A 15,891-nucleotide genomic window follows, 5' to 3' on the forward strand; every position below is an offset into this window, starting at 1 on the left:
TGCTGACATGGCCGAAGCGCATCAGAAGAATCACGACTACCACATCATCGATCCGAGCCCCTGGCCGCTTCTGGCCTCGATCGGCGCCTTCATCCTTACCTTCGGCGGCGTGGCTTACATGCGCTATCTGTCGGGCGGATCGTTCAAGATGTTCGGTCTCGAACTGGCCAATCCTTGGCTGTTCTATATCGGCCTGGCCATCGTCCTCTACACGATGATCGGCTGGTGGTCGGACACCATCAAGGAAGCCCACGAAGGCGCCCATACCCGCGTCGTGTCGCTGCACCTGCGCTATGGCATGATCATGTTCATCGCTTCCGAAGTGATGTTCTTCGTCGCCTGGTTCTGGGCCTTCTTCGATGCCAGCCTGTTCGCCAACGAAGCGATCCAGGCGAGCCGCGTCGAGTTCACCGGCGGCCACTGGCCGCCGCAGGGCATCGAAGTCCTCGATCCCTGGCACCTGCCGCTCTACAACACCATCATCCTGCTGCTGTCGGGCACGACGCTCACCTGGGCCCATCACGCGATGCTGCACAATGACCGCAAGGGTCTGGTCAGCGGTCTGGTGCTGACGGTCGTGCTCGGCGTCCTGTTCTCGGCCGTTCAGGCCTACGAATATGCCCACGCCCCGTTCGGCTTCAAGGAAAGCATCTATGGTGCGACCTTCTTCATGGCGACCGGCTTCCACGGTTTCCACGTGCTCGTCGGCACGATCTTCCTGACGGTCTGCCTGCTGCGCGCGATGAAGGGCGATTTCACCCCGAAGCAGCATTTCGGCCTCGAAGCCGCCGCCTGGTACTGGCACTTCGTCGACGTGGTCTGGCTCTTCCTGTTCTTCACCATCTATGTCTGGGGTGGCTGGGGCGCACCGCTCGCCCACGGTTGATCCGGACGAGACGGCAAGAGACACAGGCGGCACCTGCGGGTGCCGCTTTTTTTGTAGCCGGGGACAGCCGTCCTCTACCGCAAGGCAAAGCCACGACGCATTTGCCGTTCGTCGATCGGGGCGTATAAGCCAGGATCAGGATATCGCGGCTGGTGGCGGCAAGGCCGGTCAACGCGCAGCTGAAAGGAAGATCATGAACGAGGACAACGCCCATTTCGCGCCGGTCGATCCGGTCAAGGCCGGACTGACCGCCTCGTGCCCGCGCTGCGGCCAGGGTCGCCTGTTCGACGGCTACTCCAAGGTCAAGCCACGCTGCAGCAATTGCGGCCTCGACTATTCCTTCGCCGACTCCGGCGACGGCCCGGCGATCTTCGTCATCCTGCTCGCCGACTTCCTCGTGGTCGGTCTCGCGGTCTGGACCGAACTGACCTACCAGCCGCCCGTCTGGCTGCATTTCGTCCTGTTCGGCCCGATGGCGATCATCGTCTCGCTGTGGCTCTTGCGCACCATCAAGGCGATGCTGATCGCCCTGCAATACCGCAACAAGGCGTCCCAGGGGACGATCGACCATGGCTGAGACGACGCGCCGCGGCCCTGTCCGGCTCGTCTTCACCGTCGTGGCGGTTGCCGCCGCGATGGCGATCCTGCTGTCGCTCGGCACCTGGCAGGTAAAGCGGCTCCATTGGAAGGAGGCGCTGATCGCCGACATCGAGGTGCGCCGCAACGCAGCCCCCCTCGATCTGGCCGGCATCGAGGCGGTCCTGGCCAAGGGCGGCGACGTCGATTACCGGGCAGCGGAGGCCGAAGGCACCTATCTCAACGACAAGGAGCGGCATTTTCTCGCCACCTTCCGCGGTCGCGCCGGCTTCTACGTCTACACGCCGCTCCAGCTGGCAGACGGCCGCTACCTGTTCGTCAACCGCGGCTTCGTGCCCTATGAACTGAAAGAACCCGCGAAGCGCCCCGAGGGGCTGCTGGTCGGTCCGCAATCGGTCGAGGGGCTGGCCCGCGCCCGGCTGAGCGAAAAGCCGTCCTCGCTGGTGCCGGACAATGACGAGGGCAAGAACGTCTTCTACTGGAAGGACCTCGACCGCATGGCGGCCAGCACCGGGCTTGCGGCCGACAAGGTGCTGCCCTTCTTCCTCGATGCCGACGCGACCCCGGTTCCGGGCGGCATGCCGGAAGGCGGGGTGACCGAGATCGACCTGCCCAACAGCCACCTGCAATATGCGATCACCTGGTATGGACTGGCGCTGGCGCTTGCCGGCGTCGTCCTCTACGCGGTCTTTCGCCGCAAGACCTGAACCCGCAGGCGGGGCGGGGCGCACAATGCCTCGCCGGCCTGTTCTTAAGTGCGGCGCGTCCGGGGCGCCCAAGGAGGACTGATGAAACTGATTGCCGATCTGCTGGTCGCCCTGGTGGCGCTTGAACATGTCTATATTCTGGTGCTGGAAATGTTCCTGTGGACCAGGCCCGCCGGCCTGAAAGCCTTCGGCATGAAGCTGCCGCAGGCCGAGGCGACCAAGGTGCTCGCCGCCAATCAGGGCCTCTACAACGGCTTCCTGGCGCTCGGGCTGTTCTGGGCGCTTGCCCAGCCGAACCCCGATTTCGCCTTCCAGCTGAAGCTGTTTTTCCTTGGCTGCGTCTTCGTCGCCGGCCTATATGGAAGCGTGACGGCATCGCGGAAGATCCTCTACATTCAGGCGCTTCCCGCCGTGCTCGCCTTGATCCTTGTCCTGCTGGCTGCCTGATGATGAATGAGACCGTGTCCCGACCACCCCTGACGATCCGCCTGTGCGGCCCGCGCGGCTTTTGCGCCGGCGTCGACCGCGCCATCCAGATCGTCGTCCTGGCGCTCAAGGGCTTCGGCGCCCCGGTCTATGTGCGCCACGAGATCGTCCACAATCGTTATGTGGTCGAGGGGCTGGAGGCCAAGGGCGCGGTCTTCGTCGAGGAACTGGACGAGATCCCCGCCGAGCACCGCGAGAAGCCGGTCGTCTTCTCCGCCCATGGCGTACCGAAATCCGTGCCGGCGGATGCCCAGGCGCGCAATCTCTTCTATCTCGACGCGACCTGCCCGCTGGTCTCCAAGGTTCACAAGCAGGCGATGCGTCACCAGCGCCTTGGCCGCCATGTCGTGCTGATCGGCCATGCCGGCCACCCGGAAGTCATCGGCACCATGGGACAACTGCCCGAAGGCTCGGTGTCGCTGATCGAGACGATCGAGGACGCCGACCGCTACGAGCCGGTCGATGCCGACAATCTCGGCTATGTCACCCAGACGACGCTCTCGGTCGACGACACCGCCGGCGTCATCAAGCGCCTGCAGGAGCGCTTCCCCAATCTGACGGCGCCCTCGGCCGACAGCATCTGCTATGCGACCACCAACCGCCAGGAGGCGGTCAAGCAGGCGGCCCCCGGCTGCGACTTGTTCATCATCGTCGGCGCCCCCAATTCGTCCAACTCCAAGCGTCTCGTCGAAGTGGCGCTCAAGGCGGGAGCGAAACGCTCGCTGTTGGTGCAGCGCGCCGCGGAGATCGACTGGGACGACATCGGCCCGATCGGCACGCTCGGCCTGTCTGCCGGCGCCTCCGCCCCGGAAGTGATCGTCAACGAGATCATCGAGGCCTTTAAGGACCGCTACGCCGCGACCATCGAGCTTGCCGAATTCTCGATCGAGAACGAGCATTTCCTCGTCAACCGCGAACTGCGCGACATCGAACTCACCCACGACGACATGGCCTGGGTGAATGGGTGAGGAACGGTCGGGCGTGCAAGGCACGCCCGAGCAATCGATCCAGTGAATCGATTGCAGTGACGAACGCCCGGAGCCTAAAGCGACGGGCCGGGATACCTTTCCGCATATCCCATTCGACGAGACCCGAGCAATCGATCCGGCGAATCGTTTCTAGCGTCGAACGCGCTGAGCCTTAGCGAAGCGCTGGCACTGCCACGAACAACAGCCAACTTGATAAATACACACAAAATGTGTATAAAGGTCCGCATGAGAAGCGCGGACGTGATCTCGGCCCTGCAACGTGACGGCTGGCTCCTGGTCGCGACCAAGGGCAGCCATCACCAGTTCAAGCATCCTGAAAAGCCCGGACGCGTTACAGTTCCCCACCCGAAGCGTGATATCCCACTCGGCACGCTGAAGAGTATCGAGAAGCAATCGGGTCTGAAATTGAGGTAACGGCATGCAGCACTACATCGGCTTGATCCACAAGGACGTAGACAGCGATTTCGGCGTCTCCTTTCCCGATTTCCCCGGTGTGGTGACGGCTGGAACCGATCTCGATGATGCGCGACGGATGGCTGAGGAGGCTCTGGTTCTGCATGTCGAAGGCATGATCGAGGATGGCGAGGCGATTCCTGAACCGTCTTCGCTTGAGGCGATTATGAGCGATCCGGCCCACAGGGAGGCCGTGGCGGTTCTCATTCCCCTGAGGTCTGCGGCAAAGAAGGCCGTGCGGCTGAATATCACTCTGCCGGAGGATGTCTTGCGGGAAATCGATGCTTACGCTGAAGCCCATGGGCTGACCCGGTCTGGATTTCTCGCCCAGGCTGCTTTGCGCCAGACGAGAGGCGAGGAAAACTCCGGCAATATTCGCGGCTATGCCCTTTCCGCCTAGCCCACACCGCCAAGCACCCCTCGCGCCCCGCCTCCATTTCCTGTGCCCATTTCTCCCTCGGCACTGGCACTCCGTTTTCCCCCGCTGTATGGCTTGCGCTATCATCGGCGGCACAGAGAACGCAGCGCGGGAATTTTTGACGTGGCAGTCTACACCGACATCAACGAAATCGACCTCAAGGCCTTTCTCCAGCAGTACGACGCCGGTGAACTCCTGTCCTACAAGGGCATTGCCGAAGGGGTCGAGAACTCCAACTTCCTGCTGCACACGTCCAAGGCGCCGCTGATCCTGACGCTGTACGAGAAGCGCGTGGAAAAGAACGACTTGCCGTTCTTCCTCGGCCTCATGCACCATCTCGCCGATCGCGGCCTTTCCTGCCCGCTGCCGCTGCCGCGCAAGGACGGCGCGCTGCTGGGCGAGCTTTCCGGCCGCCCGGCGGCGCTGATCTCCTTCCTCGAAGGCATGTGGCTGCGCAAGCCCGAGGCGAAGCATTGCCGGGAAGTCGGCCGCGCGCTGGCCGCCATGCATGTGGCCGGCGAAGGTTTTGACCTCAAGCGTCCCAACGCGCTGTCGCTCGACGGCTGGAAGACGCTCTGGGCGAAATCAAAGGACCGCGCCGACGAGGTCGAGACCGGGCTCGAAGCCGAGGTCGGCAATGAACTGGCCTTTCTGGCGGCGCACTGGCCGGCGGACCTGCCGCAAGGCGTCATCCATGCCGACCTCTTTCCCGACAACGTCTTCTTCCTCGGCGACGAACTGTCCGGCCTGATCGACTTCTATTTCGCCTGCAACGACTTCCTCGTCTACGACCTGTCGATCTGCCTCAATGCCTGGTGCTTCGAGAAGGACGGCGCCTACAACATCACCAAGGGCATGGCGATGATCGAGGGCTACCAGTCCGTGCGTCCGCTCTCCACGGCCGAGATCGAAGCCCTGCCCATCCTGTCGCGCGGCTCGGCCCTGCGCTTCTTCCTGACCCGGCTCTACGACTGGCTGACCACGCCGGCCGGCGCCCTGGTGGTCAAGAAGGACCCGCTCGAATACCTGAAGAAACTGCGCTTCCACCGGCAGGTGGCGACCAGCGCCGAATACGGGCTCACCCCATGAAGCATGTCGATATCTACACGGACGGCGCCTGTTCGGGAAATCCCGGTCCGGGCGGCTGGGGGGCAGTCCTGCGCTATGGCGAGACCGAAAAGGAACTCTTCGGCGGCGAGGCCGACACGACCAACAACCGCATGGAACTGATGGCGGCGATCTCTGCGCTTTCGGCCCTCAAGACGCCGTGCGAGATTGACCTCTATACCGACAGCAAATATGTGATGGACGGTATCTCGAAGTGGATCTTCGGCTGGAAGAAAAACGGCTGGAGGACGGCCGACAAGAAGCCCGTCAAGAACGGCGAACTCTGGCAACAGCTCGACGTCGCCAACCAGAGCCACAAGGTCAAGTGGCACTGGGTCAAGGGCCATGCCGGCCACCCGGAGAACGAACGCGCCGACGAGCTTGCCCGCAAGGGCATGGAACCCTTCAAGAAACCCAATCTCGGGCGCGCCCTGATGCAGGGCCGGTGAGGGCAGGCGTTGTTGCCCGGTCTTGAGTGACGAGCGGTCGTCTGGATCTGCACCTTCTCCCGTGTTCGGGCATAGCCTCGCTTTCCCGCCTTGTCATCTCGCCCGTTGGCCCTATCCTGCTTTGGCAAAAGACCACACAGGGAGAGACACATCATGATCCAGCACTGCGTGTTCCTGCGCTTCAAGGCGGCGACACAAGAGGCCGAGAAGCAGGCGATCTATGACAGCATTGCGGCGCTGAAAGACGTCGTTCCGGGCATGCTGGACGTCAAGTTCGGCCCGAATGTCTCGCCGGAGGGCCTGAACGGCGGTTATCTCGACGGCTTCATCATCACGTTCGAGGACGCCATGGTGCGGGACTATTATCTCAAGCACCCCGACCACGTCGTCGCCGGCGACCGCATCGTCAAGGCGACCGACGGCGGGCTGTCCGGCGTGCTCGTCTTCGACATGGAAATCTAGCCGGGGTCACCGTCCAAATCGACGCGGGGCCTGGAGTGCCCCGGATCTCTTCGCAGCCTGTCCATGAACAGGTCGAGCGAACGCACCATCTGCTCTTCCGGCGGTCGTCGCACCTGCCATTCGGGATAATGGCCGTCGATCCACAGCCGGGCAAGGCCGTAGGCGAAGCCGCGCAATGTCACCATCAGGTCGTCGGCGTCGATGTCGGGGGAGAGCTCGCCGCAACTGCGGGCACGGTCGATCAGGTCGACCATCAGCAGGCGGATGGCCTCGTTTTCGTCGACCAGCCGCGCCGACGACTGGAAGTCGATCAGTGTCCGTGAACTGACGATCTGGAAATGCGTCGGGTTCTCCGTCGCCCAGCGCAGATAGCCGCGCCCGATGGCGCGCAATTGTTCCAGCGGGGAGCGCTCGCCCGCCTCGGCCAAAGCATCCGCCACGGCTGCGGTCAGTCGCGAGATGGCTTGCTCGGCGACGGCCGTGAGCAGAGCGGTCTTGCTGGCGAAATGTCGGAACGGCGCACCGGACGACACACCAGCCTTTCGGGCGACGTCACGTACGGAGACGTTCTCGACGCCTTTTTCCTCGATCAGCTCGATTGTGGCGGCAATCAGCGCCTCGACCAAATTGCCGTGGTGATAGCGCCCGGATGCTCCGGCCTCGCGCGGAGAGGCATTGCGATTCGTCATGATTTCATCCTAGCACGTGATCACGATTTCGTAAGCGGTGCTTACATCCCTTGATGAAGGAAACTTTACATGTAATCATTGCTTACATTCAATGAACCAAGGAGCGCGGAACACATGCGATATCTGTTCGAAGGAGGTCGTCTGACCCTCACTATCACCATCATTCTTCTCACCGCGGTGCTGGTGCCGTTTATCTTTCTGGATGATGTGGTGGCGGCCGCGCGCCTGATCATCCGTGGAACGGCCCGCACCTCCCTGCTGCTATTCCTGATGGCATTCGTGGCCTCGGCCATGGTCCGGGTCTTTCCGGGCTGGCTAACCAGCTGGCAGAGGCGGAATCGCCGCTATCTCGGACTGGCTTTTGCCGTGTCTCACGGCCTGCATCTTGTAGCCATCGTCGCCTTCGCGCGGCTGGATCCGGTTGCCTTCTGGCAGGTGACGAACATGTCCATGGTGGTGACCGGCGGTCTCGCCTATCTGTTCATCGCCGCCATGGCGGCCACCTCGTTCGACCGCGCCTCGGCCTTGATCGGCACGCGTGCCTGGTCGCTGCTGCATCGGGTGGGCGCATGGTATATCTGGCTTTCCTTTGCCGTCGCCTTCGGCCGCCGCGCGGCGATCGACCCGGCCTATTGGCCGGCCATGCTGCTGATCGCGGCTGCGCTTGTCATTCGCATACTGGCCTGGGTTCGGATGCGTCGGCAGGTTCTTAGGGCGTGACGCCCCGCAGCTGCGGCGGGGCGTTTGCAGCTTCGTCTGCCTCAGCCGTTCAGCTGTTCCAGCATCGCCGCGGCCGCCGAGACGGTCGCCTGGCCGGGGTTCTCCTCGACGTTGAGCGACTTCACCACGCCATCATCGACCAGCATGGAATAGCGCTTCGAGCGCACGCCGAGCCCGCCGGCCGAGAGGTCGGCGTCGAGGCCGAGGGCCTTGGTGAAGGCGGCGTTCCAGTCGGCGAGGAAGTGGATCTTGCCCATGCCGCCGCTCTGCTGCGCCCAGGCGCCCATGACGTGCCAGTCGTTGACCGAGATCACTGCGATGTCGTCGACGCCGCGGGAGAGGATCGCGTCGCGGTTTTCCAGGTAGCCCGGAAGGTGGTTGAGCGTGCAGGTCGGGGTGAAGGCGCCCGGCACGGCGAACAGCACGACCCGCTTGCCCTTGAACAGATCGTCGGTCGAAAGCTCGACCGCGCCGTCCGCCGTCTTCTCCTTGAAGGTAGCCTCGGGCAGGCGGTCGCCGATTGCGATGGTCATGGAATTCTCCTCGCTGGTTTCGGGCGGGCCGGGTTCGGCGCGCCGTTCGCGGCGAAATATAGATTGACGCTAGTCAAAGGCAAGGGTGGTTTCCATGGCCCGCCCGCCGGCCTTGACCAGCAGACCCCAGCGCTTGCCATGGATGTCGTACTTGCGCGGCAGCCCGCTGATCGGCAGGGCGGCGGTGAGCGCATTGCCTTCGAGCCGGCGCTCGCCGTCGCCGAAAAAGACATGGCCGCTCGGACCCGTGACGAAGATCTCGGCACCGTCCGGAGTGGTCCCTTCGGGCACGGTCAGCGTCAGCGACAGCTGCTTGCCGTCGCTCGACAGTGCATGCGACTGGACCGAAAAATTCGGGGAGGGGGCCTCGGGCAGGGTCTTGCGTGCCGCGGCCACGATCTCCGCCTCCTCGGCCTTTGCCGTTTCGCTGAGCGTCAGCGACAGCTGGAATTCGGCCTGGAAGGGAATGCAGATATTGCGGCAGAGGCCGATGAAGACGGAGGCCTTCAATTCGCCGGAAGACGAACCACCGGCAGGCCCCGAGAGCACCAGCGGCAGGGTCACCGGCGCGTCATAGCCGATGTCGCGCAGGTCGCCATTGTCGATCCGCTTCGGCACGGGATAGCCGATGTCGCTCAGCGTATAGCCGCTGCCCGGCGCAAGGGTGATGGAGGGCGGTATGCCTGCATCGCCGGGCTCTCGCCAATAGGTGATCCAGCCGGGCGACGGTTCGATCTGCAAGGCGGCGGCGCGCTTGCCGTCCGCATCCGCCGGCAGCACGACGAGGCGCATGCGGCCGCCCTCGTTCAGCGCCCAATCGCTGCTCTCCGCCCTTGCAGCGGCAACGAAGCCGAGCAGGGCTCCGCTCAGTGCAATCAGGGCGAGGAAAGGTCGGCGCATTTTCGCAGGCTCGGGACACATCATGGTCCAGCCGTTTAGCCCAAGCCTCGCCGCTCCACCAGTAACGCTTGCGGGACCGGGATCATTTTTAGTTGATTGATCGGCGTTCCTGCCCCATCTTCTGTTGAACAGACGGGATGCGCGCTGGACCATCCGGTCTCGTACCAGCGCCCCGCTCCGGGCCAGTGGAGGGTGGAATATGGCTTTCTCGACGCTGAAAAAGGATCGCGAACGGGGCTTTCTCGACGGCCAGCTGCTGATCGCCATGCCGGGCATAGCCGATGACAACTTTGCCCGCTCGGTCGTCTACATCTGCGCCCATTCGCCGGCCGGCGCCATGGGCTTCATCATCAACAGGTCGCAGCCGGTGACCTTTGCCGACGTGCTTCTGCATCTTGGCCTGATCGACAAGACCGATGCGATCATGCTGCCCCAGCACGCCCGCGATTTCCCCATCCAGAACGGCGGCCCGGTCGAGACCGGCCGCGGTTTCGTGCTGCACAGCGACGACTATACCAGCGACAGCAGCATCCCGGTCAGCGATGACATTTCGCTGACTGCAACGCTCGACATCGTCCGGGCGATTTCCGAGGGCCGCAGCCCGCGCCGCGCCACCATGCTGCTCGGCTATGCCGGCTGGGGTCCGGGCCAGCTCGAATTGGAACTGGCCAACAATGGCTGGCTGAATTGCGGGGCAACCGAGGACCTGATCTTCGACCGCTCGCTCGACAACAAATATGATCGAGCTTTGGCCCTGATGGGCGTCAGCCCGGCCATGCTGTCGATGGAAGCAGGCCACGCCTGAAGGAAAGACGGATAGGCTGCAATCATTCGCGCTTGCACGCGTTGGCGCGGGCGGTCATTGTCGGTGATAAGGACCGTCGTGGTCCGACACTTCCCCGAGGTCCATCCCATGCCCTCCGTCGACATCCTCATCGCCTTCTTCGTCACCACCGCGGTCTTCGCCTTCATTCCGGGTCCGGCCATGCTCTATGTCGCGGCCCGGACGCTGGCGGCGGATCGCCGGGCGGGGTTGATGGCGGTGTTCGGCATCCACGTCGGCTGCTATGTGCATGTGGTCGCGGCGGCCGCAGGACTGTCGATCCTCTTCCACCTTGTGCCGACGCTCTATCTGGGGGTGAAGCTCGCAGGCGCGGCCTACTTGATCTATCTTGGCTTTCGCATGTTTCTCGCTGCCCGGACGGCCACCGGCGCGAGCGAGGTTGTGCAGGCGCGGAAATCGGCCCGCCGCGCATTCGTCGAAAGCATGCTGGTCGAAGTGCTCAATCCGAAGACGGCGATTTTCTTCTTGGCCTTCCTGCCGCAATTCATCGATGCGAAGGCAGGTTTTCCCGTCTGGCTGCAGTTCCTGATTCTCGGCATGGTGGTCAATGCGATGTTCACGGTTGCCGACATCGCCTGCGTCATGGCCGCTGGTGCGATCACGAAGAGACTGTCGCGGGTCTCCTCATTGCAGCGCAATCTGCAAAGGGCAGGCGGCGCGGTCCTGGTGAGCCTTGGCCTGCATGTCGCCTTTCAGCGCACCTGAAGGGCGGCGCACATAAGGGCCAGCGCAGTTGAGCGTTTTGCCCCTCAAGCCCGCTTGGTCAGCGGAAAGCGTTCCTTCAGCAGCCGCTGCACCGATTCCGCGCCGAGCGGGGCACCGAACAGGTAGCTCTGGCCGAAATCGCAGCCGAGCTTGGCCAGTTCCTCCGCATCGGCGTCGCTCTCGATGCCTTCGGCCACCACCTGCATCTCCAGCCCGCAGGCCATGGCGATGACCGATTTGAGCAGCACGGCGCGCTTGTCGGAGCGGTCGTTGACCAGTGCCTTGTCGAGCTTGATGGTGTCGAAGGGGAAGCGGGTCAGGTAGGCGAGCGAGGAATAGCCGGTGCCGAAGTCGTCGAGCGCCAGCGAAATGCCGGTCTCCTTGAGCTTGGCGAGCACCAGGCGCGCCTGTTCCGGGTTCTCCATCACCACGCTCTCGGTGAGTTCCAGCTTGATGCGGTGCGGATCGCACTGCGTCTTCGTCAGCATGGCGCGGACATCGGTGTAGAGTTCGCTCGACAGAAGCTGGGCGCTCGACAGGTTGACCGAGACGAAGACCGGGATCTCGCCCGTCTGCCGTTCCCATTCCATCAGGTCGCTGGTCGCCTTTTCCAGCGCGAACATGCCGAGCGGCTCGATCAGATCCGACATCTCCGCAATGGGGATGAATTCCGATGGCGGCACATTGCCGCGCTTGGGGTGGTCCCAGCGCATCAGCGCCTCGAAGCCTGCCACCTCGCCGTCGGCGAGACGCACGATCGGCTGGTAGACCATCGACAGCTCCTTGCGCTCGATGGCGCGGCGAAGGTCTGTCTCGAGCTGCAGGCGGTCGGTGCCGGCGCCGCGGAAGGCGGGGCGGAAGGGCTCGACCCGGTTGCCGCCCGATCGCTTGGCGCGGTACATGGCAAGCTCGGCGTCGGACAGAAGGCCGGCGGCGTTTTCCTGCTGGTCGACCCAGGAAACCAGGCCGATCGAAGCGGTCAGGATGATCTCGCGATTGGCGAAGTTGATCGGCACCATGATCGCCTTCGATACGGCATCGGCGAAGTCGGCGATCTTGGCCGGATCGCGTTCCGAAACGAGGATCAGGCCGAACTCGTCGCCGGAGAGCCGCGCCAGCGTGTCCTGCGGCTTCATCAGGCGGCGCAGCCGCCGCGTCAGCGCGATCAGGATATTGTCGCCGGCGGCGATGCCGAGACTGTCGTTCACCTGCTTGTAGCGGTCGATGTCGATCGCCATGACGGTCGGACGGACGGTCTCCGTGCCGCTTGCCAGCGTCAGAACCGACTGCAGCCGGTCGAGGAAGACCTCGCGGTTGGGCAGGCCGGTCAGGTTGTCATGCATGGCATCGACCAGCAGCCGGTCGATCGAGTTCTTCTGCTCGGTCACGTCGATGATCGTGCCGACGCAGCGGATGACCTCGCCGTTCGAGCCGAGCACCGGCCGGGCGCGGATCTTCAGCCAATGGAAATGGCCGTCTTCGGCGCGGATGCGGAATTCGTGGTTGAGGCGGCCCTTGCGGTGTTCCAGCAGCACGTCGAGCGTGGCGCGGAAGCGGTCGCGGTCGTCGGGATGCAGCCTCGGCAGCCAGTTGCGCGCCGGGCCGTGCATCGTGCCCGGCTGCAGGCCGAGGCGGAAGGAAATGTCGGGGCTGGTAACGACCCGGTCGCGGGCCACGTCCCAGTCCCAGACCGTGTCGCCCGAACCGGTGAGCGCCAACGATTGGCGTTCGAGGTCGGAGAACAGGCCCTGCTGGTAGGCGCCGCCGGCAAAGGCGTGCTGCATGACGGTGAAGCCGATCAGAAGCACGATCAGCACCAGGCCGCCGCCGAGCGCCGGCTGGATGATATCGTTGTCGAGCCGGCCGGTAACGGTCAGCCAGCCGCCGAACAGCCAGACGAGGATCAGCGCCCAGGTCGGGATCAGCAGGATGGCGCGGTCATAGCGGTTGAAGCCGAGATAGAAGATCAGCGCGATGCCGGCGGTCGCGGTCAGCGCGAAGGAAAGCCGGGCGATGCCTGCGGCGATCGAGGGATCGTAGATCGCCACGCCGAACAGCAGGGCAAGGCCGAGGATCCAGGCGAAGGTCGCATAGCCGAGATGGACATGCCAGCGGTTCAGATTGAGATAGGTGAAGAGGAAGATGACGAGGCTCGAGGCGAGCGCCACCTCCGCGCCCGCGCGCCACATGCGCTGGTCGCTCGAGGTGATGCTGATCAGCTTTTCGAGGAAGCCGAAGTCTACGCAGATATAGGCGAGCACGGCCCAGGCGAGCGCCGCCGCGGCCGGCAGCATCGACGTGCCCTTGACGACGAACAGGATGGTCAGGAACACCGCCAGCAGGCCGGCAATGCCGAGCACGATGCCCCGATAGAGGGTGAACGCGTTGACCGTGTCCTTGTAGGCGTCCGGCTCCCACAGATAGATCTGCGGCAGGTTGGGCGTCGCGAGTTCGGCGACGAAGGTGATGACGGAGCCCGGGTTGAGCGTGATGCGGAAGACGTCGGCGTCAGGGCTCGGCACGCGGTCGAGGGCAAAGCCCTCCGACGGCGTGATGGAGATGATGCGCTGCGAGCCGAGGTCGGGCCAGAACATGCGCGAGCCGGCGAGGCGGAAATGCGGAGCGACGATGACGCGCTCCAGCTGCTCTTCCGAGACGTTGGCCAGCGCGAACACCGCCCAGTCGCCCTGATGCTCGGGCGAGGAGGCGCGCACCTCGATGCGGCGGCGGATGCCGTCGGTGCCGGCTGCCGTCGAAACCTGGAAGGCGTTGCCCTGGTTCGCGTAGATCTCGGTCGTGGCGGTCAGGTCGAGCGCCGTGTCGTCGCGGGCGATCTTCACCGGCTCGGCGGCGAGCGCGAGCGATGAGAAGAGACCGACAAACGCAAGCATCGCCATGGCCAACACGGCCGCCAGCCATTGGCCGGCTGCCGCTTGCCTGTTCCGGTCAGACGTCATGAGTTCTCTTTGTTCCCGTTCCCCGAGGCACGGTCGCTCAAGCGCGATAATATCGCGTGGTCGCGCCACTGCCCGTTGATTTTCAGATATTCCCGCAAGAGACCTTCCCGCTCAAAGCCGGCTTTCTCGAGGAGCCGGATACTTTTCTCGTTGTCTGGAATACAGGCTGCTTCGATCCGGTGCAACTCAAGCCCCCCGAAGATATAGGGAATAGCCATTTGAAGTGCGGCAAACATATGGCCCTTGCCGGCATGCCGCTCGCCCATCCAGTATCCGATCATGCAGCTCTGTGACGCGCCGCGGCGGATCAGCCCGATGGTCAGGCCGCCGAGCAGGGCGTGATCGGCCTGGGAAAACAGGAAGAACGGAACGGCCAGACCGGAATGGTATTCCTGACCGTTGCGCACCACCCGGGCGCGAAAGGCGCGCTCGGTCAGCTCGTCCGACCGCCAGGTCGGTTCCCAGGGCTGCAGGAAGGCCCGGCTGTCGCGGCGCAACGCGTGCCATTGCTCGAAATCGTCATAGCGTGGCAGGCGCAGGCGATGCGATGCGCTGTTGAGGTCCGGTGTTTCCGGCTGCCGCGACAGAAACCGAAAGACCGAACGTGTCATCGAACCCCCTGAAGCCTCAGCCGGCGGGAACGCGCCCGCTGGCGATAATTCTAGTTCAATTCCGGCGCGACGTCAGCCGGCGGCCTTGAACGACGCGGTGCGACCGGCCGAAAGCGCGCCGGAAATCTCGTGCATCGGGGCCAGGTGCTCGAGCGGACCGATGGCCGAAATCGTCGGCGCCGTCTCGAAGAACAGCCGTCCGGCAAGGTCGGTCAGCCGCTGCGGCGTGATCCCGGCGAGCCGTTCCATCATTTCCGGATTGGAGATCGGGCGGCCGTAAAGCATCATCTGGCGGGCGATCTGGCCGGCGCGGGCGGCCGGGCTTTCCTGGCCCATCAAAAGCTGCGCGCGCACCTGCGCACGCGAGCGGTCGATCTCCTGCATGTCGATCGACTGCGACGCCTTGCGCAGCTCGTCGATGATGACCGGCACCAGTTCCGGCAGGTTTTCCCCGCCGGTCGCGGCATGGATGCCGAAGATGCCGCTGTCGGAGAAGCCCCAGTGGAAGGCATAGATCGAATAGCAGAGGCCGCGGATCTCGCGCACTTCCTGGAACAGCCGCGAGGACATGCCGCCGCCGAGGATGTTGGCCAGGATCTGCGAGGCGTAGAAGTCGCGCGCATGATAGGCGCGGCCCTCGAAGCCGATCAGCACCTGCGCGTCCATCAGGTCGCGTTCCTCGCGGGCTTCGCCGCCGGTATAGCGGGCCGCCTGCGTGACGGGGCTCACTTCCGGCTGGGTTCTGAGCGACGAGAAGCGATCTTCGACCTGCTTGACGAAGGCGTCGTGATCGACGGCGCCGGCCGCGACGACGAACATGCGGTCGGTGGTGTAGTTGCGGTCGAGATAGGCGCGGATCTCCGCGCTGGTGAAGGACTGCACCGTGTCCGGCGTGCCGAGGATCGGCCGGCCGAGCGGCTGGCCGGCATAGGCGAGTTCGGAAAAGCGATCGAACACCACGTCGTCCGGCGTGTCGTTCGCCGCGCCGATTTCCTGCAGGATGACATGCTTCTCGCGCGTCAGTTCCTCTTCGTCGAAGACGGAATCGGTCAGGATGTCGGCCAGGATGTCGACGGCGAGCGGAACGTCGTCCTTCAGGATGCGGGCATAGTAGGAGGTCGTCTCGGTCGAGGTGGCGGCATTGAGTTCGCCCCCGACATTCTCGATTTCCTCGGCGATCTGGCGCGCGCTGCGGCGGTTGGTGCCCTTGAAGGCCATGTGCTCGAGCAGGTGGGCGATGCCATGCTCGCCCTCCGTCTCGTCGCGGGCTCCGGACTTGATCCAGGTCCCGAGCGCCACGCTTTCCAGATGCGGCATGGTCTCGGTTACGACCGTCAACCCTGAGGGCAGCCGGGTACACTCAACATTCATAGATCTG

General features: G+C 64.1%; 19 protein-coding genes. 13 read left to right on the forward strand and 6 right to left on the reverse strand.

Going from position 1 to position 15,891, the window contains the following annotated elements; all coding sequences use genetic code 11:
• The first annotated feature begins 7 nt into the window (after positions 1 to 7).
• The 10 genes from L867_RS0110920 to L867_RS0110965 all read left to right on the forward strand — a co-directional run bounded on the left by L867_RS0110920 (position 8) and on the right by L867_RS0110965 (position 6,554).
• The gene (locus L867_RS0110920; protein ID WP_028736917.1) at positions 8 to 886 is read left to right on the forward strand and encodes a cytochrome c oxidase subunit 3; all 879 of its coding nucleotides are present in this window, start codon (positions 8 to 10) and stop codon (positions 884 to 886) included.
• Positions 887 to 1,079: 193 nt separating this feature from the next.
• Entirely contained in the window at positions 1,080 to 1,463 is a 384-nt protein-coding gene (locus L867_RS0110925) for a DUF983 domain-containing protein (protein WP_028736918.1), read from the forward strand.
• Positions 1,456 to 2,190, forward strand: a complete 735-nt coding sequence (locus L867_RS0110930) for an SURF1 family protein (RefSeq protein WP_028736919.1) — start codon at positions 1,456 to 1,458, stop codon at positions 2,188 to 2,190. Before L867_RS0110925 ends, L867_RS0110930 begins: the two co-directional genes overlap by 8 nt.
• 81 nt (positions 2,191 to 2,271) lie before the next feature.
• Positions 2,272 to 2,637, forward strand: coding sequence for a DUF1304 domain-containing protein (locus tag L867_RS0110935; protein ID WP_028736920.1), 366 nt, complete (start codon positions 2,272 to 2,274; stop codon positions 2,635 to 2,637).
• A 2-nt stretch (positions 2,638 to 2,639) separates the two neighbouring features.
• Positions 2,640 to 3,644 (forward strand): 4-hydroxy-3-methylbut-2-enyl diphosphate reductase, encoded by a 1,005-nt coding sequence (gene ispH, locus L867_RS0110940; RefSeq protein ID WP_028736921.1) that lies wholly within the window; start codon positions 2,640 to 2,642, stop codon positions 3,642 to 3,644.
• A gap of 246 nt (positions 3,645 to 3,890) precedes the next feature.
• A complete protein-coding gene (locus L867_RS0110945) occupies positions 3,891 to 4,079 on the forward strand; it encodes a type II toxin-antitoxin system HicA family toxin (RefSeq protein WP_028736922.1) in 189 nt (62 codons plus the stop codon).
• A gap of 4 nt (positions 4,080 to 4,083) precedes the next feature.
• Positions 4,084 to 4,518, forward strand: a complete 435-nt coding sequence (locus L867_RS0110950) for a type II toxin-antitoxin system HicB family antitoxin (RefSeq protein WP_028736923.1) — start codon at positions 4,084 to 4,086, stop codon at positions 4,516 to 4,518.
• 141 nt (positions 4,519 to 4,659) lie between these two features.
• A complete protein-coding gene (locus L867_RS0110955; protein ID WP_028736924.1) occupies positions 4,660 to 5,625 on the forward strand; it encodes a homoserine kinase in 966 nt (321 codons plus the stop codon).
• A complete protein-coding gene (rnhA, locus tag L867_RS0110960) occupies positions 5,622 to 6,092 on the forward strand; it encodes a ribonuclease HI (protein WP_028736925.1) in 471 nt (156 codons plus the stop codon). Before L867_RS0110955 ends, rnhA begins: the two co-directional genes overlap by 4 nt.
• A gap of 153 nt (positions 6,093 to 6,245) precedes the next feature.
• Complete coding sequence (locus L867_RS0110965) at positions 6,246 to 6,554, forward strand: Dabb family protein (protein ID WP_028736926.1); 309 nt, start codon at positions 6,246 to 6,248, stop codon at positions 6,552 to 6,554.
• Here the strand turns inward: L867_RS0110965 and L867_RS25060 are convergent.
• Positions 6,551 to 7,243, reverse strand: a complete 693-nt coding sequence (locus tag L867_RS25060; protein ID WP_051438928.1) for a TetR/AcrR family transcriptional regulator — start codon at positions 7,241 to 7,243, stop codon at positions 6,551 to 6,553. The two genes, L867_RS0110965 and L867_RS25060, sit on opposite strands and share 4 nt — an antisense overlap.
• A 114-nt stretch (positions 7,244 to 7,357) precedes the next feature.
• Between L867_RS25060 and L867_RS25065 the strand changes: the two genes are divergently transcribed.
• Positions 7,358 to 7,963, forward strand: coding sequence for a hypothetical protein (locus L867_RS25065; RefSeq protein ID WP_051438929.1), 606 nt, complete (start codon positions 7,358 to 7,360; stop codon positions 7,961 to 7,963).
• A gap of 41 nt (positions 7,964 to 8,004) precedes the next feature.
• On the opposite strand, the gene L867_RS0110980 is transcribed toward L867_RS25065, so the two are convergent.
• The gene (locus L867_RS0110980) at positions 8,005 to 8,496 is read right to left on the reverse strand and encodes a peroxiredoxin (protein ID WP_028736927.1); all 492 of its coding nucleotides are present in this window, start codon (positions 8,494 to 8,496) and stop codon (positions 8,005 to 8,007) included.
• Between the two features lie 69 nt (positions 8,497 to 8,565).
• Complete coding sequence (locus L867_RS0110985; protein ID WP_037173127.1) at positions 8,566 to 9,396, reverse strand: protein-disulfide reductase DsbD domain-containing protein; 831 nt, start codon at positions 9,394 to 9,396, stop codon at positions 8,566 to 8,568.
• Between the two features lie 199 nt (positions 9,397 to 9,595).
• On the opposite strand from L867_RS0110985, the gene L867_RS0110990 reads away from it, so the two are divergent.
• Positions 9,596 to 10,201: a YqgE/AlgH family protein gene (locus tag L867_RS0110990; RefSeq protein ID WP_028736929.1), complete on the forward strand. Its 606-nt coding sequence runs from the start codon at positions 9,596 to 9,598 to the stop codon at positions 10,199 to 10,201.
• Between the two features lie 108 nt (positions 10,202 to 10,309).
• Complete coding sequence (locus L867_RS0110995; RefSeq protein WP_028736930.1) at positions 10,310 to 10,945, forward strand: LysE family translocator; 636 nt, start codon at positions 10,310 to 10,312, stop codon at positions 10,943 to 10,945.
• Positions 10,946 to 10,989: 44 nt separating this feature from the next.
• Here the strand turns inward: L867_RS0110995 and L867_RS0111000 are convergent, their stop codons facing one another.
• The 3 genes from L867_RS0111000 to L867_RS0111010 form a co-directional block, all read right to left on the reverse strand.
• Entirely contained in the window at positions 10,990 to 13,842 is a 2,853-nt protein-coding gene (locus tag L867_RS0111000; RefSeq protein WP_232363920.1) for an EAL domain-containing protein, read from the reverse strand.
• 56 nt (positions 13,843 to 13,898) lie between these two features.
• Positions 13,899 to 14,513, reverse strand: a complete 615-nt coding sequence (locus L867_RS0111005; RefSeq protein WP_028736932.1) for a GNAT family N-acetyltransferase — start codon at positions 14,511 to 14,513, stop codon at positions 13,899 to 13,901.
• Positions 14,514 to 14,585: 72 nt separating this feature from the next.
• Complete coding sequence (locus tag L867_RS0111010; RefSeq protein ID WP_028736933.1) at positions 14,586 to 15,884, reverse strand: M16 family metallopeptidase; 1,299 nt, start codon at positions 15,882 to 15,884, stop codon at positions 14,586 to 14,588.
• Between the last annotated feature and the right edge of the window lie 7 nt (positions 15,885 to 15,891).

Origin of the sequence: Paenirhizobium selenitireducens ATCC BAA-1503 (assembly GCF_000518785.1) — a bacterium.
In the GTDB taxonomy this organism is placed as follows: Bacteria; Pseudomonadota; Alphaproteobacteria; order Rhizobiales; family Rhizobiaceae; genus Allorhizobium; species Allorhizobium selenitireducens.

Bases quoted from the DNA above. Each gene is read 5' to 3' on its own strand.
- L867_RS0110920 (WP_028736917.1), top strand. From the start codon at position 8: ATGGCCGAAGCGCATCAGAAGAATCACGACTACCACATCATCGATCCG.
- L867_RS0110925 (WP_028736918.1), top strand. From the start codon at position 1,080: ATGAACGAGGACAACGCCCATTTCGCGCCGGTCGATCCGGTCAAGGCC.
- L867_RS0110930 (WP_028736919.1), top strand. From the start codon at position 1,456: ATGGCTGAGACGACGCGCCGCGGCCCTGTCCGGCTCGTCTTCACCGTC.
- L867_RS0110935 (WP_028736920.1), top strand. From the start codon at position 2,272: ATGAAACTGATTGCCGATCTGCTGGTCGCCCTGGTGGCGCTTGAACAT.
- ispH (WP_028736921.1), top strand. From the start codon at position 2,640: ATGAATGAGACCGTGTCCCGACCACCCCTGACGATCCGCCTGTGCGGC.
- L867_RS0110945 (WP_028736922.1), top strand. From the start codon at position 3,891: ATGAGAAGCGCGGACGTGATCTCGGCCCTGCAACGTGACGGCTGGCTC.
- L867_RS0110950 (WP_028736923.1), top strand. From the start codon at position 4,084: ATGCAGCACTACATCGGCTTGATCCACAAGGACGTAGACAGCGATTTC.
- rnhA (WP_028736925.1), top strand. From the start codon at position 5,622: ATGAAGCATGTCGATATCTACACGGACGGCGCCTGTTCGGGAAATCCC.
- L867_RS0110965 (WP_028736926.1), top strand. From the start codon at position 6,246: ATGATCCAGCACTGCGTGTTCCTGCGCTTCAAGGCGGCGACACAAGAG.
- L867_RS25060 (WP_051438928.1), bottom strand. From the start codon at position 7,243: ATGACGAATCGCAATGCCTCTCCGCGCGAGGCCGGAGCATCCGGGCGC.
- L867_RS25065 (WP_051438929.1), top strand. From the start codon at position 7,358: ATGCGATATCTGTTCGAAGGAGGTCGTCTGACCCTCACTATCACCATC.
- L867_RS0110980 (WP_028736927.1), bottom strand. From the start codon at position 8,496: ATGACCATCGCAATCGGCGACCGCCTGCCCGAGGCTACCTTCAAGGAG.
- L867_RS0110985 (WP_037173127.1), bottom strand. From the start codon at position 9,396: ATGCGCCGACCTTTCCTCGCCCTGATTGCACTGAGCGGAGCCCTGCTC.
- L867_RS0110990 (WP_028736929.1), top strand. From the start codon at position 9,596: ATGGCTTTCTCGACGCTGAAAAAGGATCGCGAACGGGGCTTTCTCGAC.
- L867_RS0110995 (WP_028736930.1), top strand. From the start codon at position 10,310: ATGCCCTCCGTCGACATCCTCATCGCCTTCTTCGTCACCACCGCGGTC.
- L867_RS0111000 (WP_232363920.1), bottom strand. From the start codon at position 13,842: ATGGCGATGCTTGCGTTTGTCGGTCTCTTCTCATCGCTCGCGCTCGCC.
- L867_RS0111005 (WP_028736932.1), bottom strand. From the start codon at position 14,513: ATGACACGTTCGGTCTTTCGGTTTCTGTCGCGGCAGCCGGAAACACCG.
- L867_RS0111010 (WP_028736933.1), bottom strand. From the start codon at position 15,884: ATGAATGTTGAGTGTACCCGGCTGCCCTCAGGGTTGACGGTCGTAACC.